The sequence below is a fragment of the Micromonospora sp. NPDC052213 genome (assembly GCF_040679695.1).
Taxonomy (GTDB): domain Bacteria; phylum Actinomycetota; class Actinomycetes; order Mycobacteriales; family Micromonosporaceae; genus Micromonospora.
This window is the reverse complement of the sequence record NZ_JBFAVI010000001.1, coordinates 1-21594: the sequence shown is the minus strand read 5'-3', so window position 1 is coordinate 21594 and position 21594 is coordinate 1. Positions and strand designations below refer to the sequence as shown.

21 protein-coding genes are annotated in these 21594 nt (G+C 73.4%); 6 read left to right on the top strand and 15 right to left on the bottom strand.

Annotation, left to right across the window (positions count from 1 at the left end):
- Positions 1-324: 324 nt before the first annotated feature.
- Positions 325-1497 (bottom strand): LPXTG cell wall anchor domain-containing protein, encoded by a 1173-nt coding sequence (locus tag AB0L34_RS00105; RefSeq protein ID WP_363700569.1) that lies wholly within the window; start codon positions 1495-1497, stop codon positions 325-327.
- Positions 1498-1838: 341 nt separating this feature from the next.
- Complete coding sequence (gene mqnC / locus AB0L34_RS00100) at positions 1839-3029, bottom strand: cyclic dehypoxanthinyl futalosine synthase (RefSeq protein WP_350701893.1); 1191 nt, start codon at positions 3027-3029, stop codon at positions 1839-1841.
- Between the two features lie 179 nt (positions 3030-3208).
- Between mqnC and AB0L34_RS00095 the strand changes: the two genes are divergently transcribed.
- On the top strand, positions 3209-3454 hold the full coding sequence (locus AB0L34_RS00095) for a hypothetical protein (protein WP_363700567.1): 246 nt from the start codon (positions 3209-3211) through the stop codon (positions 3452-3454).
- Between the two features lie 37 nt (positions 3455-3491).
- On the opposite strand, the gene paaE is transcribed toward AB0L34_RS00095, so the two are convergent.
- From paaE to paaA, 5 genes are all read right to left on the bottom strand, one after another.
- Positions 3492-4601 carry a 1,2-phenylacetyl-CoA epoxidase subunit PaaE gene (gene paaE / locus AB0L34_RS00090; protein ID WP_363700565.1) on the bottom strand — a complete coding sequence of 370 codons (1110 nt, stop codon included), beginning with the start codon at positions 4599-4601 and terminating at the stop codon, positions 3492-3494.
- The gene (gene paaD / locus AB0L34_RS00085) at positions 4598-5074 is read right to left on the bottom strand and encodes a 1,2-phenylacetyl-CoA epoxidase subunit PaaD (protein WP_363700725.1); all 477 of its coding nucleotides are present in this window, start codon (positions 5072-5074) and stop codon (positions 4598-4600) included. Before paaD ends, paaE begins: the two co-directional genes overlap by 4 nt.
- A gap of 87 nt (positions 5075-5161) precedes the next feature.
- Positions 5162-5887, bottom strand: coding sequence for a 1,2-phenylacetyl-CoA epoxidase subunit PaaC (gene paaC, locus AB0L34_RS00080; protein ID WP_363700563.1), 726 nt, complete (start codon positions 5885-5887; stop codon positions 5162-5164).
- Between the two features lie 76 nt (positions 5888-5963).
- Positions 5964-6284 (bottom strand): 1,2-phenylacetyl-CoA epoxidase subunit PaaB, encoded by a 321-nt coding sequence (paaB, locus tag AB0L34_RS00075; protein ID WP_363700561.1) that lies wholly within the window; start codon positions 6282-6284, stop codon positions 5964-5966.
- Positions 6281-7348 carry a 1,2-phenylacetyl-CoA epoxidase subunit PaaA gene (gene paaA, locus AB0L34_RS00070; protein ID WP_363700559.1) on the bottom strand — a complete coding sequence of 356 codons (1068 nt, stop codon included), beginning with the start codon at positions 7346-7348 and terminating at the stop codon, positions 6281-6283. Before paaA ends, paaB begins: the two co-directional genes overlap by 4 nt.
- 361 nt (positions 7349-7709) lie before the next feature.
- Between paaA and AB0L34_RS00065 the strand changes: the two genes are divergently transcribed.
- Positions 7710-8654 carry a hypothetical protein gene (locus AB0L34_RS00065; protein WP_363700557.1) on the top strand — a complete coding sequence of 315 codons (945 nt, stop codon included), beginning with the start codon at positions 7710-7712 and terminating at the stop codon, positions 8652-8654.
- Positions 8654-9607: a hypothetical protein gene (locus AB0L34_RS00060; RefSeq protein ID WP_363700555.1), complete on the top strand. Its 954-nt coding sequence runs from the start codon at positions 8654-8656 to the stop codon at positions 9605-9607. Before AB0L34_RS00065 ends, AB0L34_RS00060 begins: the two co-directional genes overlap by 1 nt.
- A gap of 38 nt (positions 9608-9645) precedes the next feature.
- Here AB0L34_RS00060 and AB0L34_RS00055 read toward each other — a convergent pair whose 3' ends face one another.
- From AB0L34_RS00055 to AB0L34_RS00045, 3 genes are read right to left on the bottom strand one after another with little or no spacing between them, the layout of a single operon-like run.
- Complete coding sequence (locus AB0L34_RS00055; RefSeq protein ID WP_350701906.1) at positions 9646-10497, bottom strand: menaquinone biosynthesis protein; 852 nt, start codon at positions 10495-10497, stop codon at positions 9646-9648.
- A gap of 33 nt (positions 10498-10530) precedes the next feature.
- Positions 10531-11850 carry an MFS transporter gene (locus AB0L34_RS00050; protein WP_363700553.1) on the bottom strand — a complete coding sequence of 440 codons (1320 nt, stop codon included), beginning with the start codon at positions 11848-11850 and terminating at the stop codon, positions 10531-10533.
- A 43-nt stretch (positions 11851-11893) separates the two neighbouring features.
- Complete coding sequence (locus tag AB0L34_RS00045) at positions 11894-12475, bottom strand: metalloregulator ArsR/SmtB family transcription factor (RefSeq protein ID WP_363700551.1); 582 nt, start codon at positions 12473-12475, stop codon at positions 11894-11896.
- Between the two features lie 278 nt (positions 12476-12753).
- On the opposite strand from AB0L34_RS00045, the gene AB0L34_RS00040 reads away from it, so the two are divergent.
- Positions 12754-14991, top strand: coding sequence for an AAA family ATPase (locus AB0L34_RS00040; RefSeq protein WP_363700549.1), 2238 nt, complete (start codon positions 12754-12756; stop codon positions 14989-14991).
- Positions 14992-15198: 207 nt separating this feature from the next.
- Here AB0L34_RS00040 and AB0L34_RS00035 read toward each other — a convergent pair whose 3' ends face one another.
- Positions 15199-15579: a hypothetical protein gene (locus tag AB0L34_RS00035; RefSeq protein WP_363700547.1), complete on the bottom strand. Its 381-nt coding sequence runs from the start codon at positions 15577-15579 to the stop codon at positions 15199-15201.
- Positions 15580-15900: 321 nt separating this feature from the next.
- Here AB0L34_RS00035 and AB0L34_RS00030 point away from each other — a divergent pair, with 321 nt between their 5' ends.
- Complete coding sequence (locus tag AB0L34_RS00030) at positions 15901-16662, top strand: VOC family protein (RefSeq protein ID WP_363700545.1); 762 nt, start codon at positions 15901-15903, stop codon at positions 16660-16662.
- Between the two features lie 87 nt (positions 16663-16749).
- Here AB0L34_RS00030 and AB0L34_RS00025 read toward each other — a convergent pair whose 3' ends face one another.
- The 4 genes from AB0L34_RS00025 to AB0L34_RS00010 form a co-directional block, all read right to left on the bottom strand.
- Entirely contained in the window at positions 16750-17628 is an 879-nt protein-coding gene (locus tag AB0L34_RS00025; RefSeq protein ID WP_363700543.1) for an ABC transporter ATP-binding protein, read from the bottom strand.
- Entirely contained in the window at positions 17625-18656 is a 1032-nt protein-coding gene (locus tag AB0L34_RS00020; protein ID WP_357453148.1) for an iron ABC transporter permease, read from the bottom strand. The genes AB0L34_RS00025 and AB0L34_RS00020 overlap by 4 nt, the downstream gene beginning before the upstream one ends.
- 69 nt (positions 18657-18725) lie before the next feature.
- Complete coding sequence (locus AB0L34_RS00015; protein WP_357462431.1) at positions 18726-18962, bottom strand: DUF397 domain-containing protein; 237 nt, start codon at positions 18960-18962, stop codon at positions 18726-18728.
- A 72-nt stretch (positions 18963-19034) separates the two neighbouring features.
- Positions 19035-20015 carry a helix-turn-helix transcriptional regulator gene (locus AB0L34_RS00010; RefSeq protein WP_363700541.1) on the bottom strand — a complete coding sequence of 327 codons (981 nt, stop codon included), beginning with the start codon at positions 20013-20015 and terminating at the stop codon, positions 19035-19037.
- Between the two features lie 225 nt (positions 20016-20240).
- Here AB0L34_RS00010 and AB0L34_RS00005 point away from each other — a divergent pair, with 225 nt between their 5' ends.
- Positions 20241-21554: an MFS transporter gene (locus AB0L34_RS00005; protein ID WP_363700539.1), complete on the top strand. Its 1314-nt coding sequence runs from the start codon at positions 20241-20243 to the stop codon at positions 21552-21554.
- Positions 21555-21594 lie beyond the last annotated feature (40 nt).

Here is a 21594-nt window from a genome sequence, read left to right as displayed (position 1 = left end):
CGAGCGGACCGTATCGAAGCATGACGTGGTGCGCCAGCAGGGCGGATCATCTTTCATCCATCCGTCCGGTTCGGTCGAACGGACGGGGCGGGACGGTCGCCCGTCCCGCCCCGTCTCCGGGGTCGTACGCCCGGCCGGTGCGGGCCGACGGGGCCGGCCGTCAGGCCGTCGGCGTCCCGTCGCCCGGCGTCACCAGGACGACCCGACGCCGGGCCCTGCCCGCGTCCGGCGCACGGAACGGACAGTGGGGCGGGATGGTCACCCATCCCGCCCCACTGCCGTGCGTTATGTGAACGACCCTCGCGGGTCGATGGAGGACGACCGTCAGGCCGTCGGCTTCTCGTCGCCCGGGGTCACCAGGACGACCCGACGCCGCCGCGCGATCACGAACATCGCCGCGCCCGCGACCAGCACCGCGCCGCCGATCCCGCCGATCAGGCCGGTCTGCGGACCGGTCAGCGGCAGGCCCGGCTCCTCGCCGCCGCCGCCCGCGCCGCCCTTGGCGGTCACGACGACAGCGTACGCGTCGGTGTTGTCGGTGGCGTCCACCTCGGTGGCCGCCACGGCCTCGGCGTTCGCCGGGAGGGCGCTCTTGCCCGCGGCGCGGACGGTGCTCGCCTGGCTGCCGAGCGCCTCCACGGTGACCTGTCCACCGGTCAGGCTGCCGGCCTTGACGTCCTTGCCGACCGAGAGCAGGTGGTAGAACCGGCCACCCGAGATCAGGTCGTCGCCGTCCTTGTCCTGCGAGACCGGGATCAGGTCGGCGTCGCGGTAGGTGCAGACGAGCGAGGTCTTGCCGGAGTTGTACTCGCAGCCGTCCTCGGCCTCGGCGAAGGTCACGCCCTTGGGCAGCTTGACGCTGATCTTCAGCCCGGCGGCGGTGGCGTCGCCCTGGTTGAAGGCGGAGTAGATGAGCTGGGCGGTGTCGCCGGCGCGCAGGTCGCCGCCAACCTTGATCTTGTCGCCCTCGACCGTGACGGCCTTGGTCACGTCATTGGCCACCACGGTCAGGTCCGGGCCGGTGCCCTCGACCTTGACCTTGACGGTCACCTCGTTGTTGGACTCGTCGGGGTCGGCGCCCTCGTGCAGGATGATGGCGCTGATCTGGCCGGCGTCACCCGTCGCCTCGCCCTTGCGGGTCAGCGGGAAACCCCAGTCGATGTCGCGGCCGGCGGGCAGGACGTCACCCTCGATGCCGCACAGGATCAGGCCGTCCTCGCGGGGGCTGCAGCCGCTCTCGTCGATGTCGACCTTGGTGGTGTCCAGCTTGCTGATGTCGAGGCCGACCAGGACGCCCTTGGCGTCCACCTTGCTCTTGTTGAGCAGGGAGACGGTCGAAATCTTGCCGGGCGCGCCGACCGCGATGGTGGTGCCGGTGGCCTCGATGGCCAGGTCGGCCGAGGTGTCGGCCAGGGCCGGGGCGGCGAAGAGGCCCGCGGCCAGGATTCCGGCGGCGCCGGCGCCGGCGACGGCCAGCGCACGGTTACGGAAGATCATTGGAGAGTTCCCCCCGTGGGGTGCAGGAACGGTACGGCCGGGGACGTTAGCGGTCCGCGCTCACCCTTGCCACCCCCGCCGTCGGCCGTGTTGAACAGTGCAGCTAAGAATCGCTTAAGGATTGCCCGGATTGATATGTCTTGCTGCCCCTCGGGCACCGGTCGGCCCCCTGGAACGGCACTGGAATCGATATCAACGGCCGGCAACCACTCACCCGATCGGCTGGTCGGCGACACCGCCGCCGGTCACGCTCGGTCAACTCCGTGTTCACCGACCGGTCGACCAACGGCAGACACCCCACCGTCCGTCGACGGTGGGGTGTCGGGTGGTGCGGCGGTAGCTCAGCGGGCGTCGACCAGCGGAAGGGCCTTCCCGGCGCCGCCGCCCGGCAGCGCGATCGAGGAGAAGTGCGACACGACCCGCTCGTCGGTCGGGTCGTCGGCCGGGGTCCGGTGCACGGCCAAGCGGTTGTAGAGGGTGTCCCGCTGGGCGGGGATCCGGTCCGCCGAGCGGATCATGCCGATCAGCTCGTGCAGGTTGGAGCGGTGCCGCGCGCCGGCGGAGGAGATGACGTTCTCCTCCAGCATGATCGAGCCGAGGTCGTCCACGCCCATGTGCAGGGCGAGCTGCCCGACGTCCTTGCCGGTGGTGAGCCAGGACGCCTGCAGGTGCGGCACCGTCTCGAAGAAGAGCCGGGCCACCGCGACCAGCCGCAGGTATTCCAGCGTGGTGGCCTGGGTGCGGCCCTTGAGGTGGTTGTTCTCCGGCTGGTACGTCCACGGGATGAACGCCCGGAAGCCCCGGGTGCGGTCCTGCACGTCGCGGATCATCCGCAGGTGCTCGATCCGCTCGGCGGCGGTCTCGCCGGTGCCCATCATCATCGTGGCGGTCGACTCGACGCCCTGGCGGTGCGCCAGCTCCATGACCTCCAGCCAGCGCTCACCCGACTCCTTCAGCGGCGCGATCGCCGTGCGGGGACGCGCGGGCAGCATCTCCGCGCCGGCACCGGCGATCGAGTCCAGCCCGGCCGCCTTGATCCGCGCGATGGCCTCGTCCAGGCTGACGCCGGAGACCTTGGCCATGTGCAGGATCTCGCTCGGGCCGATGGAGTGGATGGCGAGCTGCGGGTACGCCTTCTTGACCGAGGAGAAAAGCTCCTCGTAGTACTCCACGCCGTAGTCCGGGTGGTGCCCGCCCTGGAGCATGACCTGGGTCGCGCCCAGCTCGACCGCCTCGCCGCAGCGGCGCAGGATCTCCTCGGTCGGGTGGGTCCAGCCCTCCTTGTGCTTCGGGGCCCGGAAGAACGCGCAGAACTTGCACGCCGTCACGCACACGTTGGTGTAGTTGATGTTGCGGTCGATCAGGTACGTGACGATGTTGTCCGGATAGCGCCGCCGGCGTACGGCGTCGGCCGCCTCGCCCAGGGCGTGGAAGGGCGCCTCGGTGTAGAGCAGCAGGGCCTCCTCGGGCGTGATCCGCCCGCCGTCCGCGCCGCGCTGCAGGATGTCGTCGATCTCCCGGCTCACCGTCACGCCTCCGAGCCTACGTCGCTCCGCACGGCTCTGGTCGGCGGCATCCGACTGTGTGACCAACGCCGAAAAGAGGACGCGAGGGTTGGCCCGACACACCCGAATGCCTGAATGATCACGGCATCACCCCTGAATGGGACCTGCTCGACACCTGGGTCAGGCGGCGCAACCTGCCAGAGCGCGTGGTCAGTGCGCTCCGGCTGGCGGCCACCGGCGGCAAGGTGCGCCGTACGGTCTATCAGCATGACGAGTCGCTCACAGACGACCAAGCCGTCCGCGATCTCCGTGCCCTGGTGCGGGCAGATCTGCTCGAACAGCATGGCCAGACCCGCGGCAGGTACCACGTAGCCTCGGCAGCACTGCGCGAACTCGCCGCTCCAGCACTACGTCCCAGGGAAGTCGTCGATCCGTACAAGCGCGCGCGGTAGGGACTCGGTCGACGTCACCGGTGAGCAGCCAGCTACCTCAGGCGTCGTAGTCGACCGTCAGCCTGTCGGTGGTCGGGCTGGACTGGCACGTGAGGACGTAGCCGGCGGCCACCTCGTCCGGCTCCAGGGCGTAGTTGCGGGCCATCGTGACCGCACCGTCGACGACCTTGGCCTTGCAGGTCGAGCAGACCCCGCCCTTGCAGGCGTACGGCAGCTCGCCGCGGACCTTCAGCGCCGCGTCCAGCACCCGCTCGTCGCGGCCCATCGTGAAGCTCGACGAACGGCCGTCCAGCACGATGGTCACCTCGGCGCCGGCCCCCGGCTCGTCGGCCGGGCGTCGCGGCGGGGCCGGGGCCTCGTCGACGTGGAACAGCTCCGTGTGGACCGCCGACTCCGGCACCCCGCGCCCGGTGAGCACCTCCCGGGCGTCCACCACCATGCCGTACGGGCCGCAGAGGAACCACTCCCCGATGGCGTCGCCGGGGACGATGGTGGCCAGCAGCCGGCCCAGCCGGTCGGCGTCGATCCGGCCGGAGAGCAGCGGGGACTCGCCCTGCTCGCGGGAGAGCACGTGCACCAGGTGCAGGCGGGTCGGATAGCGGTCCTTCAGGTCGGCGAGCTCCTCGGCGAACATCACCGTGTTGGCCGTGCGGTTGCCGTACACCAGGGTGAAGGTGCTGGCCGGCTCGACGGCGAGCGCCGTCGCGACCAGCGCGAGCACCGGGGTGATCCCCGAGCCGGCGACCACCGCGCCGTAGTGTCGGGCCCGGTCCGGCGCGAAGGCCGTGGTGAAGTTCCCGAGCGGCGGCAGCACCTCGACCGTGTCGCCGCCCCGCAGGGCGCCGCAGGCGTACGCCGAGAACGCCCCGCCGGGGATCTCCCGCACGCCGATCCGCAGCCGGCCGTGCCGCGCCAGCTCCTCCGGAGTGGAGCAGATGGAGTACGACCGCCGCACGTCCTCCCCCGCCTCGGTGCCGCGCCGGACGGTGAGGTGCTGACCGGCGGAGAACGCGAAGGTCTCCCGCAGCTCCGGCGGCACCGCGAAGGTGATCGCCACGGCGTCGTCGGTGAGCCGGTCTACGGCGGCGACGGAGAGCGGGTGGAAGACCGGCCGGCGGCGGACCGGGCGGGTGATGGTGACAGTCACAGCGCCTTCAGGTGGTCGAAGGGTTCACGGCAGGAACGGCAGCGCCAGAGCGCCTTGCACGCGGTGGAGCCGAACCGGCTGACCTGCTCGGTCTCCGGCGAGCCGCAGCGCGGGCAGCGTACGGCGAGGGTCAGCGGCACCACGCCGCCGGTGCGGACGGGGGCCGGCGGGGCGATGCCGGCGGCGGCGAGCTTGGCCCGGCCGGCGGCGGAGATCCAGTCGGTGCTCCACGCCGGGCTGTAGACGGTGCGCACCTCGGCGTCGGGGTGGCCGGCGGCGGCCAGGGCCCGGCGGATGTCGGCGCGGATCACGTCCATCGCCGGGCAGCCCGTGTAGGTGGGGGTGATGGTCACGACGACCCGGCCGGTCACCGGGTCCTCGTCGACCGCCCGCAGGATGCCGAGGTCGGCGATGGTGACGACCCTGATCTCCGGGTCCACCACCGCCGCCACGGCCTCCCTCGGGTTCACCAGCGCCGCCTTCCGTCCGCGCTCGTCGCGCTCACCAGTGCCGCCTTCCGTTCGCGACTGCGGGGCTCCGCTTCGCTGCACTCCTCGCGCTCACCAGTTGGCCCCGGGGTGGGCGCGGTGCAGCACCTGCATCTCGGCGAGCAGGTAGGACAGGTGCTCGGTGTGCACCCCGTCCCGCCCGCCGGCCGGCGCCCAGCCGCCCTCCGGCCGGGTCAGCGTGGCCTCGTCGAGCACGGCGGAGACGGTGGCGTCGAAGTCGGCCCGCAGGGTGGCCGGGTCGACCGGCGCCGCCGGGTCCGCCGCGAACAGCTCGTGCGCGTACGGCCAGACCTGCTCGACGGCCGCCTGCATGCGCCGGTGCGACTCCTCGGTGCCGTCACCCAGCCGCCGCACCCACAGGGAGGCGTGGTCGAGGTGGTAGGCCGACTCCTTGCGGGCCTTGGCCCCGATCGCGGCCAGCCGCTCGTCGGCGCAGCCGACCAGCGCGGTGTAGAGCGGGAGCTGGTACGCCGAGAGGAAGAGCAGTTTCGCCATGGTGACCGCGAAGTCGCCGTTCGGCAGCTCCACGAGGAGGCAGTTGCGGAACTCCCGGTCGTCGCGGAGGAACGCCAGCGCGTCCTCGTCCCGGCCGGCGCCCTCCAGCTCGCCCGCGTACGTCAGCAGGAGCCGGGCCGCGCCGAGCTGGTCGAGGGCGATGTTCGCCAGCGCGATGTCCTCCTCCATCTCCGGCGCGCGGGTGGTCCACTCGGCCAGCCGCTGCGCCGCGATCAGCGCGTCGTCACCGAGGGCGAGGGTGAAGTCGAAGGGGCCGGTCACGCCGCCACCTCGCTCCGCTCGGCGGCGGCGCGACGCGCCCCGGTGCTGAGCCGAACGGTTCGCTCGCTGCGCTCGCTCACAGGTGGGCCACCCCGTCCGGCACCTCGTAGAAGGTGGGGTGGCGGTAGACCTTGTCGGCCGCCGGGTCGAAGAAGGCGTCCTTCTCGTCGGGGCTGGACGCGGTGATCGCGCCCGCCGGCACCACCCAGATGGAGACGCCCTCCTGGCGGCGGGTGTAGAGGTCCCGCGCGTTGCGCAGGGCCAGCTCGGCGTCGGGGGCGTGCAGGCTGCCGACGTGGGTGTGCGACAACCCGCGCCGCGCCCGCACGAAGACCTCCCACAACGGCGACGGATCGCTCGCACCCCGCTGATCCGTTCGCTCGCCACGCTCGCTCACGCCGCCACCCTCTCCTTCTTCTCCGCCCGCTTGGCGGCGTACGCCGCGGCGGCCTCACGCACCCAGGCTCCGTCGGTGTGGGCGCGGCGGCGGTGCTCCGCCCGCTGCCGGTTGCACGGCCCGTCCCCCTTGATCACCCGCATCAGCTCGTCGTAGTCCGGCTGGGTGAAGTCGTACGACTGCCGGGACTCGTTCCAGCGCAAACCCGGGTCGGGGATGGTCAGACCGAGGATCTCGGCCTGCTGCACGCACATGTCCACGAAGCGCTGGCGCAGCTCGTCGTTGGAGAACCGCTTGATCTTCCAGGCCATGGACTGCGCCGAGTGGGTGGAGTCGGTGTCCGGCGGGCCGAACATCGCCAGCGACGGGTACCACCAGCGGTCGACGGCGTCCTGCGCCATCGCCTTCTGCGCGGGCGTGCCGTGCGCCAGGGTGTGCAGGATCTCGTAGCCCTGCCGCTGGTGGAACGACTCCTCCTTGCAGACCCGGATCATCGCGCGGGCGTACGGACCGTACGAGCAGCGGCAGAGCGGCACCTGGTTGACGATCGCGGCGCCGTCCACCAGCCAGCCGATCGCGCCGACGTCCGCCCAGGTCAGCGTCGGGTAGTTGAAGATCGAGCTGTACTTCTGACGGCCGCTGAGGAGCAGCTCGACCAGCTCGTCCCGGCTGATCCCGAGGGTCTCCGCGGCGGCGTAGAGGTAGAGGCCGTGGCCGGCCTCGTCCTGGACCTTGGCCAGCAGGATCGCCTTGCGCTTGAGCGAGGGGGCTCGGCTGATCCAGTTCCCCTCCGGCTGCATGCCGATGATCTCGGAGTGCGCGTGCTGGGCGATCTGCCGGATCAGCGTCCTGCGGTACGCCTCGGGCATCCAGTCGCGCGGCTCGATCTTCTGGTCGGCGTCGATGACCTCGGCGAAGTACGCGGCGAGGTCCTCGTCGGGGCCGGGGGCACCGGCGCGCCGTCCCCGCTCGGCGGCCTCCCGCAGCGCCGCCTCCGCCGCCTCGACCTCGCCGAGCAGGCCACCGCCGGGTGCGTCCTCGGCGGAGAAGTCGTTGCCATACATGGGGTCAAGTGTTACAGCTTGCAACTCGCCGCACCAGAGGTGTGTAACAGGTTTCCGAGGACAGTTCGGGACGCGACGGTGACTCCCAGCGGGCGGCAAACTATGACTTGGATCACGCGGCGAAAACGAATTCCCCCAATAGCCGCATAGCGGCCCGATATCCCGCCTTCATGGCAAGTTGCCAGGTGTCATGTTCTGGCGTGCGGACGATCCGCACGTAGACTTCCCCCGGTCACACCATCGGCTGCCGACTATCGCCCCCACGAACACGGAGGCCGCATCCCCCGGCCTCGGCGAGCCGCCGATCCGTCCGGACAACAAGCCGGTCCCCCCGGCCCTGACATCTGGAGCTCACCCACTCATGCGATCCCGCGTGACCCTGGTGCTCGCCGTCGTGGCGGTCCTCCTCGGTGGCGGCCTGCTCGTGCCCGCCGCGTACGCCCGACTCGCCGGCGACGACGCCGCGAGCGGCGGAAGCGTGGCGGCGCCGGCGCCCACCCCGCCCCCGCCGCCGACCCTGGCCGCCGGCCCGGTGTCGGTGAACTTCAAGGGCGAGTTCTTCTCGTGGGCCCTGATGGACCGGGAGACCGGCGAGATCTCCGGCGCCAAGAACATGGCCTCGACCAGCTCCACCGAGTCGATGATCAAGGCCTGGTTCGCGGCCGACTACCTCCGCCGACTCGGCGACAAGCCCGTGCCGGCCGAGCGGAAGAAGCAGATCTCCGCCGCCATCCGCAACAGCGACGACGACGCCGCCAACGCCCTCTACAACGCGGTGGGCCGCGCCGAGACGATCAATCGGATGACCAGCACCTGCGAGCTGACCGACACCAAGCCGGGCAACGTGCCGGGCTACGTGGGCTGGTGGAGCTTCACCCGGATGTCCCCCCGCGACGCCGTCCGGCTCGGCGACTGCATCGGCGACGGCACGGCCGCCGGCCCGAAGTGGACCAACTACCTGCTGGACGAGATGAGCAAGGTCAAGGGCACCACCGCCGCCAAGGACCAGAAGGCCCGGTCGGGCGGCGGCCGTTGGGGCATCATCGACGGGCTCCCCCAGTCGATCCTCAGCCAGGGCCCGGTCAGCATCAAGAACGGCTGGACCCCGCTGAACTACGACGGCAACTGGCACGTGAACTGCCTCGCGGTCACCGACAAGTGGAGCCTCGCGGTGATGCTGCGCTACCCGCAGAAGAGCGGGCTGGACTACGGCGCGCAGACCTGCGCCTCGGTCGCCAGCCAGCTGGTGACCCCGCAGCCGGGCGCCGCCCTCAAGGTGCCGCAGCAGCCGGTCGGGAAGCTCTGATGGCCGGGCAGCGCCGGGACGACCGGCGCGGCGACGCCTCCCCCGCCAAGCTGATCGCCGTCGCGGTGGTCCTGGTCGGCCTGGTGCTCGTGTCCCTGCGGCTGCTGCCGGGCTCGCCGTTCGAGTCCACCGCCGCCGCCCGCTGGGGCGAGCCCGCCGTGCCGGCCGACCGCGGTGCGAGCGCGCCGGGCGACCGCAGCGCGCGGCAGTCGCCATCGCCGTCGCCGTCGCCCAGCGCGACGCCGGAGCCGCTGCCGTTCGAGGCGAGGGACCTCGACATGGACATCGAGGGCTGGTACTCCTGGAGCGTCCTCGACCGCCGGACCGGCGAGATCATCGGTTCGGACAACATGGACGAGACCAGCACCACCGCCTCGCTGATCAAGGCATGGATCGTGGCCGACTACCTGCGCCGCGCCGCCGATGCCGGCCAGACGCCGAGCGACGCCAAGCTCGCCGACGCCACGAGGATCATCCGGGACAGCGACAACACCCGGGCCGAGCAGTTCTACAACACCGTCGGCCGGTCCGCCTCGATCAAGCGGCTGATCTCGCTGTGCGAGCTGACCGACAGCAAGGTCGCCCCCGACGGCGGCTGGAGCCGCACGGCGCTCTCCCCCCGCGACACCGCCCGGATGGGGGCCTGCATCGCCGACGGCCGGGCCGCCGGGCCGAAGTGGACCACCTGGCTGATCAAGGAGATGCGACTGGTCCGGGGGGCGGGCGACTTCGGCATCCGCAAGGCGTTCCCGGCCGCGGAGCGCAAGACCATCGCCATCAAGAACGGTTGGATCGACCGGACCAGGGAGCAGGAGATGCACATCAACTGCCTGGCCATCGGCGACACCTGGACGATGGGCGTGATGGTCCGCTACCCGATCGGCAAGGGCTACGAGTACGGCATGAAGAACTGCCAGAAGATCACGGAAGCTCTCCTCCGCGACCCCGTCTGACCCTCGCCGCCGATCGTGGCGGTCGCGGGCGGGCGGGGTCAGCCCGTGAAGAAGTCGGGGCCGGTGTCGGGGAGGGACGGGGCGGCGCCGAGGGCGGCGGCGCGGCGCGCGAACTCGCGCAGGCCGGCCACCTGGCGGTCGCCGAGCGAGAAGTCCAGCGCCCGGAAGTACGTCGCCAGGGTCTCCGCGTCGAACGGCTCCCAGCGCGCGCCGGCCTCGGCGACCTGGTCCAGCTCCGAGAGGCACAGGTCCCGGGAGCGCAGGAACGCGTCGTGCACCTCCTTGACCAGACCCGGGTGGGCGGCGGCGAAGTCCCGGCGTACGGCCCAGACGGCGAAGACCATCGGCAGGCCGGTCCACTCCCGCCACGCCTGCCCGAGGTCGGTGACCTCCAGCCCGCGCTTCGGCGCCTCGTAGAGCGCGCGCAGCGCCACGTCGCCGATCAGCACCCCGGCGTCGGCCTCCAGCAGCATCTGGGTCAGGTCCGGCGGGCAGCGGAAGTACTCGGGGTTCACCCCGTACCGCTCGCCGAGCAGGAGCTGGGCCAGGAGGACCCCGGTCCGCGAGGTCGAGCCCAGCGCCACCTTTCCGTGGTCGAGCTCGGCCAGCGGGCGGGTGGAGACGATGTTGACCGACAGCACCGGGCCGTCGCTGCCGACCGCCAGATCGGGCAGGAGCAGCAGTTCGTCGGCGTGGCGCAGGTACTCCACGTGCGAGATCGGGCCGATGTCCAGGTCACCGGCGACCAGCGCCGCGCTCAGCCGGTCCGGCGAGTCCTTGTGCAGGTCGACGTCGATCAGGGCGCCGGAGCGCATCAGCCCCCAGTAGATCGGCAGGCAGTTCAGGAACTGGATGTGCCCGACCCGGGGGCGCGCGACGTGCTCAGCCATGCCCCGACCGTATCCCCGCCATTCGCCCGGGGCTCAGCGGGTCGGCGTCGGAGTGGCCAACCCCGCATCCACCGCGGCGTCGGAGGCGGGGGCGCCCGAACCGGTTCCTGTCGGGGCGGCGCCCGCGACCGGCGCACCGGCGGGCGTCCGCGCGGGGGCCGCACGGGCCGCGCGGCGGAGGGGAACCGAGACGACGGCGACCGCCAGCAGGCCGGCCAGCCCGCAACCGGCGACCAGCGGCCGGGGATCGGCCGCCTCAAGCAGGAGGCCGCCGGCCAGGAAGCCGACCATCGCGGCGCCCTGAACCGCCGCGCCGAAGGAGGCGAAGGCGCGGCCCCGCGCCGCCTCCGGCACCCGGCGGGCCAGCAGCACGTTGTTGAAGACGTTGCTGCCGCCGTTGAAGATGCCGCCGGTCAACCAGATCGGCACCAGCAGCAGGGCCGTCGGCACGGCCGCCGAGGCCAGCACCATCGCGCAGCACCCGCCGAGCAGCGCCAGGCTGGCCCGGACCAGCCTGGCGTCGCGGTCGAGCCGCCGGACCACCCGCGCGAAGAGCCACGCGCCGGCCAGGACGCCGAGCGTCCAGGCGCCCGTCACCAGCCCGTACATCGTGGTCGAGCTGCCCAGCGTCTCCCGGATGAAGAACACCTCGATCACGTTGATCGCCCCGACGGCGCCGAACACGCCGGCGACGCTGGCGACCATCGCCACCAGCAGCGGGTCGTGTCGCAGCCGCCAGGCCGGGGGCATCGCCGCGTCGCCGGCCGCCGCCGGCCCACGGCTTCCTCTGCGGGTACGGATCAGCAGTCCGGCCGCCACCAGCGCCAGATAGCTGCCGGCGCCCACGAGCAGCGGCAGGCGCGTGCCGAACTCGCCCACCAGCAGCCCGGCCAGCGCCGGACCGGCGAGCGAGCCCAGGGTGCCGGCCGACTGGCTGAGCGCGCTGGCCCGGGGCAGGTCCTCGGCCCGCACCATCGCCGGCACCAGCGCCGAGAGCACCGGCTGGGTCACGGCGAGGCCGGTGGCGAGCAGCGCCACCAGCGCGATGACCAGAAGCGGGTGCCCGGCGTACGCGAGCGTGAGGCAGATGCCGGCCTGGGCCAGCCCCGCGGTCACCAGCAGGATTCGGCTGTCCACCCGGTCCGCGAGGCGACCGGTCAGCGGCGCGAACGCCACCAGCGGCAGGGTCGCGGCGAGCAGCAGGCCGGACACGGCGAGCCCGCCCGCCCCGGCCGACTGCAACGCCAACGTGAGCGTGCTGGCGGCGAGGAAGTCACCGCAGGTGGCCACGCCCCGGGCGGTGGTGGCGAGCCAGACGTCCGGCCAGCGCGACGGACCAGACGTGAAGGACATACTTCGAAAATAATCCTTCACATCTGGCGGGTGCAATCCCCTTTCAGTCGACCGGCAACGCCTTGTAGTGCACCGAGACGGTGCGCGCCCCGGCCGGCGGGTCCACCCGCGACCGTTTGCGGTACGGCTCGAACAGGCGGTCCACCGCCTCGTTCAGCTCGCTCAACTCCGCCGCGGTGAGCAGCAGTCGGGAGTCGGCGAGCCGGCTCGCCTCGTACCACTCGGCCGGCTCGTCGGGCGCGCGCCGCAACCAGTCGCGGCTGCGCTCCAGGTCGCGGGCCAGCCACGCCTCCACCAGCGCACGCTCGGCCGCCCGGGCCTCCGGCGCCGTCCCGCGCCCGGCGTCGACGGTCCAGCTCGGGCTGACCACCCGCCAGACTCGCTCCCGCGCGTCGCCGCGGTTCGGCGCCTGCTCCACCAGGCCCGCCTTCGCCAGCTCCCGCAGGTGGTAGCTGGTGGCGCTCGGCGACAGGCCGACGATCTCCGCGCACTCCGTGGCGGTCGCGCCGGCCTCGATCGAGCTGAGGTGTTCCGTGATCGCGAGTCGGGCCGGGTGGGCCAGCGCCCGCATCACCTGCGGATCGCTGATGGTCACCCGGGGTCGCTCGGCAGGCGGCTCGGTCATCCCCCCATGATCCCGGCCGCCGGTGGTCGGCCACCACCGGCAACGACAGGAGGGTGCGCCGGAGCCGGCGGCGGCGACCGGTCAGCACGTCAGCGCGTGGGCGCCGGGCGCGGAGGGCGGTGAAATTCGGTGGAGCGGGAGCCGGTGTGCGCGTAGGCTGGCAGGTCGCTTGACGGCCAGGGTGAGGTGAGCACCGCATCGGACGTCCCGCGCCGGGGGCCGGCCATCCGCCCGCCGGACACGCGAGCGATCAGCAGATGACCTCGATGGGATTCAGCGTGACCGCAGTCGACCTCGACCTCGACACCGACCTCGCCGCCGAGCGCGAGCACCTCGCCACCTCCCGGGCCGCCCTGGCCCAGATGCGGGAACGCGCCGAGGCCCTCTTCGCCACCGGCGACCAGGTGGCCGGCGACGCCTACGCCGCCGAGACGCTCGGGCGCACCCTGGCCCGCCGGGTCGCCGAACTCGCCGACGACCCGACCACGCCCCTCTTCTTCGGCCGCCTCGACTTCGGCCCGGCCCCCGACGCCGCACCAGCCGACGGCCCGGCCCCCGACGCCGCACCAGCCGACGGCCCGGCCCCCGACGCCGCACCCGCCGCCGGCCCGGCCCCCGACGGCACGCCCGGTGGCAGCGACGACGGGGCGGGTCCCGGGCACCCCGACCACGCCGGCCGGCGCTACCACGTGGGGCGGCGGCACGTCACCGACGAGCGGGGCGAGCCGCTGGTGCTGGACTGGCGGGCACCCGTCTCCCGGTCGTTCTACCGGGCCAGCGCCCGCGACCCGCAGGGCGTGGCGGTACGACGCCGCTTCGGGTTCAGCAGCGGGACGCTCACCAGCTTCGAGGACGAGCACCTCGACCGGGGCGAGGAACTCGGCACGGCCAGCCGGATCCTGACCGCCGAGATCGAACGGCCCCGCGTCGGGCCGATGCGTGACATCGTCGCCACCATCCAGCCGGAGCAGGACGAGCTGGTCCGGGCCGACCTGGCCGACTCGATCTGCGTGCAGGGCGCGCCGGGCACCGGAAAGACGGCGGTCGGCCTGCACCGGGCCGCCTACCTGCTCTACCTGCACCGGGAGCGGCTGCGCCGCGCGGGTGTGCTGATCGTCGGGCCGAACCGGGCCTTCCTGTCGTACATCGCGGCGGTGCTGCCGGCGCTCGGCGAGGTCGAGGTCGAGCAGGCCACGGTGGAGGACCTGGTCGCCCGGGTGCCGGTGCGGGCGGTCGACGACCCGGCGGTGGCGGCCGTCAAGCACGACGTGCGGATGGCCGAGGTGCTGCGCCGGGCGATCGACGCGCACATCGGCGAGCCGACCGAGCCGATCATGGTCTCGGACGGCTCCTACCGCTGGCGGATCGGGCTGGACCCGCTGCACCGGCTGGTCGAGGAGACCCGCCGGGAGCGGTTGCCGTACGCCACCGGGCGGGAACGCGTCCGGGCCCGGGTGGTGGCTCTGCTCCAGCGGCAGGCCGAGGCGCGGCGCGCCGAGTCGCCGAGCGACGCCTGGCTGCGCCGGATGGGCAGGTGCGCGCCGGTCGCCGCCTTCCTCGACGCGGTCTGGCCGGCGCTGACCCCGGAAGGGCTGGTCCACCGGCTGCTCACCGACGCCGAGCTGCTGGCCGCCAGCGCCGACGGGTTGCTGACCGCCGACGAGCAGGCGCTGCTGCGCGGGACGCCCGACCTGGTGGCGGCAGGCGGCGCGGCGGATGCCCCGCGTCCGGCGCGACGCGCCGCGGCAGCCGGGACGAAGCTCGGGCGCACCCCGAAGGCCACGAAGTGGACGGCGGCGGACGCGGTGCTGATCGACGAGGCGGCCGGGCTGGTCGAGCGGCCGGCCGGCTTCGGCCACGTGGTGGTCGACGAGGCGCAGGACCTGTCGCCCATGCAGTGCCGGGTGATCGCCCGACGCAGCGAGCACGGGTCCATCACGCTCCTCGGCGACCTGGCCCAGGGCACCGCGCCGTGGGCCGCCGCCGACTGGCGGGAGTCCCTGCGCCACCTGGGCAAGCCGGACGCGGTGGTGGTCCCGCTGACGGTCGGCTTCCGGGTGCCCGCCGCCGTGGTCGCGTTCGCCAACCGGCTGCTGCCGGCGCTCGCCGTCGACGTGCCGCCGGCGGAGTCGCTGCGCCGCGACGGCGCGCTCGACGTGCGTACCGTCGCCGACCTGACCGCCGCGACGGTGGCCGAGGTGCGCGCGGCGCTGGCGTTCGACGGCTCGGTCGCGGTGATCGCCGCCGACGACGCGGTCGACGGGCTGCGGGCCGCCCTCGCCGCCGCCGGGGTCGAGACCGCGACCGTCGACGACCCGGCCGCCGCGGCGCGCGTCACGGTGGTGCCGGCGACGATGGTCAAGGGCCTGGAGTACGACCACGTCATCGTCGTCGAGCCGGCGGCGATCGTGGCGGCCGAGCCGCGCGGCCTGCACCGGCTCTACGTGGTGCTCACCCGGGCCGTCTCCCGCCTCGCCGTGCTGCACGCCGCGCCGCTGCCCGCGCCGCTCGCCTGACCGGCCGCGCTGCACGCCCGACCGCTGCCCGCGCCATTGGGACGAACAATTTCACGCGGCGTTCACCGGCGCGTCCGCGGAATGACGTAAACGGCCGATGAAACGTGGCCGACAACCGAGAGATGGTCGACCGCGAGGAAACCCGGCCGAATGGTCGCGCCGGCCGGATCAGCCTTTCGGCAGGATCCGGCCGGCGCCATCGCCGAACTACACGTCCTTCACACAGGTCATGTAGGTGTAGCCGACGCGGTCAGGGAAGTCGATGATGATCCAGCCGTTGGCATTGCTGACGCCACATGCCGTGTACCGGCCGCCCAGGGCGTAGGTGTTCGGGATGCAGTTGTACTGGTAGCCCTTCTGGGCCGTCGTGAAGGCGGGCGAGTCCGTGAAGGGCTCCCAGCGGATCGGCAGATTGGCCGCGATCGACTCGATCCGGCCGGTTGCGCACTGGGTGGAATAGTTGGCGCCGATGGCGGTGGCGCCGGCGCCGGACGCATTCGCGGACGCCGGTGCGGCCGGCGCGGCGAGCACCAACCCCAGGCTGCCGACGGTCGCCAGAACGGCCCTGGTCTTTCCGATTCTCGACATGGCAGAAAACCCCGTTCACTCGGTTCCGGCGCGGCCTCCCGCGCCACGACGAAGTTACCACAGCCATCGATGTATTTCTGTCCCTGAATTCGTGGGCGGATGCCGTCGCGCGGCTCGTCGGGAAACAATTTCGGAGAGCGAGAACCTCGCTGGTCGGGACCGTGTGGCGGACCGGAGGCGTGCCGCTCCGACGGAGCGCCGCAACGAGGGTCGACGGTTCAGCTGACGTTTCCTCCGATCCGCCCCGTGGCGCGGCGGGTCGGTGCCACGATGCCGGCAGGGGCGCGCCGTCGTGGTCGCCCCCCGCCGAGAGGGGTCGACGTGAGCACCGTCCCGCCGGGCACGCCCTGCTGGGCCGACCTCGCCACCCCCGGTCTCGCCGACGCGCGGAGGTTCTACCCGGAGCTGTTCGGGTGGACGGGCCGGATAGACCCGGAGCCCGAGGCGGGCGGCTACACGGTCTTCCTGCTCGGCGGACGGGCGGTGGCGGGCGCGGGACCGCCGGCCATCCCCGACCAGGTGCCGATCTGGTCGACGTACCTGGCGACGGACGACGCGGACCTCGTGGCCAGCCGGGTCGAGCGGGCCGGCGGGCAGGTGGTGGTGCCGCCGTTCGAGGTGTTCGACCGGGGGCGGATGGCGGTCTTCACCGACCCGGCCGGGGCCGCCTTCAGCGTCTGGCAGCCAATGGCGATGCCCGGGGCCGAGGTGTTCGACACCCCGGGCGCGCTGACCTGGACCGAACTGGTCACCCCCGACCCGGACGGCGCCAAGGTCTTCTACGAGCTGGTCTTCGGCTGGCACCCGGACGACCAGCCGGCAGGGCCGGTCACCTACACCGGCTGGCGGCTCGGCACCCGGATCGTGGCCGGCATGGTGCCGCCGCTGGGCGACGGGTTCCCGGCGGACACGCCCGCGTACTGGTCCGTGTACTTCGCGGTGGCCGACGCCGACGCGGCCGCCGCCCGCGCCGCCGAACTGGGCGGCACGATCCTGGTCCCGCCCCAGGACGCCCCGGCGGGCCGCTTCGCCGCCCTCCGCGACCCCCACGGCGCCCTCTTCAACATCCTCACCCGCCCCTGACCCCACCCACCCCACCCACGTTGATCATGAAGCGGTTGCGGCGACACGCCGGTCGAAGCCCGGGGAGGGGGGAGGGGACAGAGGGGGTCAGGGGCGGGGGCGGACGGGGACTACCAGGGGGCCGTGGTCGCCGTCGATGACGCGGACGGTGGCGCGGTACCAGGTGGCGAGGAGCTGCTCGGTCAGCACCTCGCGCGGGGTGCCGGCGGCGACCACCCTGCCGTCGGCGAGGAGCACCATGCGGTCGGCGTACTCGCCGGCTATCGAGAGGTCGTGCATGGTGGCGAGCACGGTCAGGCCGTGCTCGCGGCGGAGCCGGTCGACCAGCTCCAGCACCTCCTGCTGGTGGCCGATGTCCAGGGCGCTGGTCGGCTCGTCCAGCAGCAGCAGGGTCGCGCCCTGGGCCAGCGCCCGGGCCAGGAAGACCCGCTGCCGCTCGCCGCCGGAGAGGGTGGCCAGCTCCCGGTCCTGGAACCCGGTCAGGTCCAGCCCGTCGAGCACGTCGTACGCGGCGGCCAGGTCGGCGGCCGACTCCCGGCCGAGCGGCGGGATGTACGGGGTGCGGCCCAGCAGCACGTAGTCGAGCACCGACATGCCGGCCGGCACGACCGGGGACTGTGCCACGGTCGCCACCACCCGGGCCCGGTCGCGGCGGCGCAGCGCCTCGCTCGGCGTACCGAAGAGGGAGATGGCACCCGGCGCGGGCAGCAGGCCGCCGACGGCGCGCAGCAGGGTCGACTTCCCGGCGCCGTTCGGGCCGATCACGGTGACCCACTCGCCCGGGGCGACGGTCAGGTCGACGCCGCCGAGGATCGGCGTGCCGTCGAGGCGGACGTGCAGGTCGCGGACCTCGACGGCGGGGACGACGGGCCCGGCCGTCCGGTCGCCGCCGTCCGCCGGCTGCGGGGCGGACACGCGCGCCCCGCCGTCCGCCGGCCGCGGCGCCGGCGCACGTCGCGCGCTCATCCGAGCACCCGCCGGGAGGTGCGCAGGACCAGGACGAAGAACGGACCGCCGAGCAGCGCGGTGACCACGCCGATCGGCACCTCCGCCGGGGCGGCGACGGTACGCGCGACCACGTCCGTCAGCGCCAGGAAGGCGCCGCCGAAGAGCAGCGAGAGCGGCAGGATCACCCGGTAGCTCGACCCGGCCAGCAGCCGTACGGTGTGCGGCACGATGATCCCGACGAAGCCGATCAGCCCGGAGGCGGAGACCGCGGCGGCGGTGCCGAGCGAGGCGGCGGCGATCAGCAGGTAGCGGGACCGCTGCGGGTGCAGCCCGAGGCCGGTCGCCTCGTCGTCGCCGACGGAGAGCACGTCCAGCTCCCGCCGGTGCAGCAGCACCACCAGGGCGGTGAGGAGGAAGTACGGCAGCACCAGCCGGACGTCGTGCCAGCCGGCGGTGGCGAGCCGCCCGAGCAGCCAGGAGTAGACCTGCTGGATGCTGTCGGAGTTGCGTTGCAGCAGGTAGGTCTGCCCGGCGGAGAGGAACGCGGAGACGGCCACCCCGGCCAGGATCAGCGTCGCCGTGGAGCGGGCGCGCCCGCCGGACGCCCCGAGCAGGTAGGTCATCGCCACCGCGCCGAGCGCGCCGACGAAGGCGGCCAGCGGGATGGTGAGCGGCAGTCCGGTGAGTGCGCCGCCCGCCCCCACCCCGAGGGTGATCACGGCGGTGACCGCCAGCCCGGCCCCGGCCGCCACCCCGAGCAGGTACGGGTCGGCCAGCGGGTTGCGGAACACGCCCTGGTAGCAGCCGCCGGCCAGGGCGAGCAGCCCGCCGACCAGCAGGCCGAGCACCACCCGGGGCAGCCGCAGCTCGGTGACGATGGCGATCTCCCGCTCGGTCAGCCCGCTGTCGATGCGGACCCCGGGGACGAGGTTGAGCAGCTCGGCCGCGACGCTGCCCGGCGGCAGGCTGACCGGGCCGAGCGACACCCCGGCGACCAGGGCGACCAGCACGGCGGCGACGCCGGCCACGAGCCAGCGCGGCCGCAGCCCGGCGGGGGCGGGGGCCGGGGGGGGGCCCCCGGGAGGGGGGCGGCCCCCCCCGCGACGGTCGGCGGATCAGTTCAGATCGAACTGTCCGTTCTTGGCGCCGGCGATGAAGCCCAGCCAGCCCGCCCGGTTGAACAGCAGCACCGGGCCGCCCTGGTCCTTGCTGTCCCGCAGGGCCACCGCGGCCGGCCCCGTTCCCAGTGGCGCGACCTCGACGCAGTTCGAGGTCTGGCTGCGCGTGCTCTTGCGCCACGGGGCGTCGGCGAGCCGCGCGCGGACGGACGGCGTGTTGGGGATCTGGTTCATGGTCTCACTCCTGAGGTGAACTGCACCGATGGAACGAGTGGCGCCGCACGACCCGACGGTGGTCCCCCGTGATCACCGTTCCGTCAGGCGCCCGGAGTGCCGGCGGCGTTGGGTCGGCGCCGTTGCCGACCCGTACGCCACCGTGGACGCGGTCGCCGTGCCGGGCAGCCGCCCCGTCGCCTCGATCAGCCAGGAGAGGGTGTCCGATGCGGAGAGCGCCGCCGTGCATAACCACTCGAACACCACTTTATAGCGATTTAGCGCGTTTACCTCGGTCGACATGACGTCGGTGAACCCCCCTTCGATGGCCAGCGTCTCCGGATCGAGGGGGTCCGCGAACCGGTAGACGGAGAACGCCGTCGGCGGGAGGTACCAGTTGCCGATCTGGGTGTCGCGGGGCAGCACGTGCAGCGTGACGTTCGGCAGCATCGCCAGCTCGCAGAGCTGCCCCAACTGCTCGCGCAGCACCTCGGGCGGCCCGGTCCGGACGCCGAGCGCCGCCTCCTCCAGCACCGCCGTGTAGCGGGGCGCGTCGGGCGTGCGGGTCAGCAGCGACTGACGGGCCAGCCGGGCCCGCACCTCGGTGTCGATGTCCTCCCCGGCCTCCGGGTCGCCCGCCTCCTCGTCGACCTGGCGGGCCGAGGCGATCCGCACCGACGCGTAGCGCGGCGTCTGGAGCAGGCCCGGGACCAGGACCGGGTTGTACTCGGAGATCTCCGCGCAGCCCGCCTCCAGCTCGGCGAAGCTGCGCTGCTGCTGGGTCATCACCGGGTAGTTCTTCAGCCAACCGCGGATGTCGCCGGCCTCCTGGGTGATGCCGAGGAGCTCCTCGCGCAGCGCCCGCTCGGCGCCGTAGAGGTCGAGCAGGACCCGGACGTCGTCGGGATCCGGACGGCTGCGGCCGTTCTCCAGACGGGACAACTTGGACGCGGAGGCCCAGCCGATCCGCTCGATGACCTGGTCCCCGGTGAGACCGCTGGCCTCGCGCAACCGGCGCAGTTCGGTGCCCAACCTGCGACGGCGCAGGATCGGGCTGGGTGAGGCAGGAGGCACGACGTCCTCTTTTCCGTGGACCGCCACAGAGGCGACGGTAACTGTATGAAGTTCGCCCCCCACGGTCAGTATGGACGGCGCAACCCCCGCCGGAGGTCCCGGCGGGGGCGTGTCTCGCAGAAAAGAGGACCGTGGAAGGGCGTGGCGGACGGTACGACGCCGTCCCGACCCGACCACGCGACTCCCGACCGCGCCGAGACGCGCACCACCCCGCCGGAGGGACCCATGCGCACCGTCCTGCGCCGCCCGGATTTCCGCCTGCTCTTCGGCGGCCTGCTCGCCAGCATGGCCGCCGAGTCGATCCTGCTGCTCGCCCTCGCCATCTGGGTGAAGGACCTGACCGGGTCGGACGGGCTGGCCGGCGCCACCATCTTCGCGGTCATCGCGCCGATGACACTGGCCCCGCTGGTCGGGTGGTTCGTCGACCGCTACCCGCGCCGCCCGTTCTTCGTGGCGGCGAACCTGGTGACGGCGGTGCTGCTCACCCCGCTGTTCGCCGTCCGCGACCGGGCCGACGTGTGGATCATCTACGCGGTGGCGGCCCTGTACGGCCTGTCGTACATCACGCTCAGCGCCGCGCTCAGCGGCCTGATCCGGCAGCTCGTGCCGCTGGACCTGCTGGCCGAGGCCAACGGCGTGCTCCAGACCGTACGCCAGGGGCTGCGGCTGATCGGCCCGCTGGCCGGCGCCGGCCTCTACGCCGCCGTCGGCGGGTGGATGCTGGCCGCGATCGGGATGGTCGGCTTCCTGTCCGCGGCAGCCGTGGTCGGGGCACTGCGGACGACGGAGTCACCGCCCGCCGGGTCCGGGTCGCGCTGGCTCGCGGAGGTGGGCGCCGGGCTGCGGCACCTGGGCCGGGAGCCGGCGCTGCGCCGGGCGCTGTTCGGCTACGGGCTGGGCTCGCTGGCGATGGGTTTCAGCGAGTCGCTGATCTTCGCGTACGTCGACCGGGGTCTCGACCGGGACGCCGCGTTCGTCGGCGTGCTGGTCACCGTGCAGGGGATCGGCGGGCTGGTCGGCGGGCTGCTCTCCCCGGCGGTGGTGCGCCGGGCGGGCGAGGTGGGCACGCTCGCCGCCGGGGTGGCGTTCTTCGGGCCGGCCTCGCTGGCGCTGGCGTACCCGAACCTCTGGCTCGGCTTCGTCGCGGTGCTGCTGGCCGGGGTGTCGTTGCCGCTGACCATGGTCGGCCTGCACACGCTCATCCAGCGGCGCACCCCGCCCGGGCTGATCGGCCGGGTCGCCGCGGCCTCGGAGGCCGTGGTGAGCGGCCCGCAGGCGTTCTCCATCGGCGCCGGGGCGCTGCTCGTCGGGGCGCTGGACTACCGTCTGCTCTTCGCCCTGATCGGCCTGGTCACCCTGCTCGCCGGCGGCTACCTCTGGCACGGCCGCACCCTCAGCCCCCCGCCGGTGGCCCGGATCCCCGCCCCGCGGCGCCCGGCCGACCGGCCCGGCCCCGCCGACGGGCTCGCCCCGGCCGACCGGCTCGTCCCCGCGGGGGAGGAGGCCGTCGGCACGAGCCGCCCGCGGCGGGGGCGGTGACGGCTCCCGGCGGGATCGGTCCCCGCGCCCGGCCGCCCGG

Coding starts and splice junctions, on each gene's coding strand:
- AB0L34_RS00005 (WP_363700539.1), top strand. CDS start 20,241: ATGCGCACCGTCCTGCGCCGCCCGGATTTCCGCCTGCTCTTCGGCGGC.
- AB0L34_RS00060 (WP_363700555.1), top strand. CDS start 8,654: ATGGCCGGGCAGCGCCGGGACGACCGGCGCGGCGACGCCTCCCCCGCC.
- AB0L34_RS00050 (WP_363700553.1), bottom strand. CDS start 11,850: ATGTCCTTCACGTCTGGTCCGTCGCGCTGGCCGGACGTCTGGCTCGCC.
- AB0L34_RS00025 (WP_363700543.1), bottom strand. CDS start 17,628: ATGAGCGCGCGACGTGCGCCGGCGCCGCGGCCGGCGGACGGCGGGGCG.
- AB0L34_RS00035 (WP_363700547.1), bottom strand. CDS start 15,579: ATGTCGAGAATCGGAAAGACCAGGGCCGTTCTGGCGACCGTCGGCAGC.
- paaA (WP_363700559.1), bottom strand. CDS start 7,348: ATGTATGGCAACGACTTCTCCGCCGAGGACGCACCCGGCGGTGGCCTG.
- AB0L34_RS00105 (WP_363700569.1), bottom strand. CDS start 1,497: ATGATCTTCCGTAACCGTGCGCTGGCCGTCGCCGGCGCCGGCGCCGCC.
- AB0L34_RS00065 (WP_363700557.1), top strand. CDS start 7,710: ATGCGATCCCGCGTGACCCTGGTGCTCGCCGTCGTGGCGGTCCTCCTC.
- AB0L34_RS00055 (WP_350701906.1), bottom strand. CDS start 10,497: ATGGCTGAGCACGTCGCGCGCCCCCGGGTCGGGCACATCCAGTTCCTG.
- AB0L34_RS00045 (WP_363700551.1), bottom strand. CDS start 12,475: ATGACCGAGCCGCCTGCCGAGCGACCCCGGGTGACCATCAGCGATCCG.
- AB0L34_RS00015 (WP_357462431.1), bottom strand. CDS start 18,962: ATGAACCAGATCCCCAACACGCCGTCCGTCCGCGCGCGGCTCGCCGAC.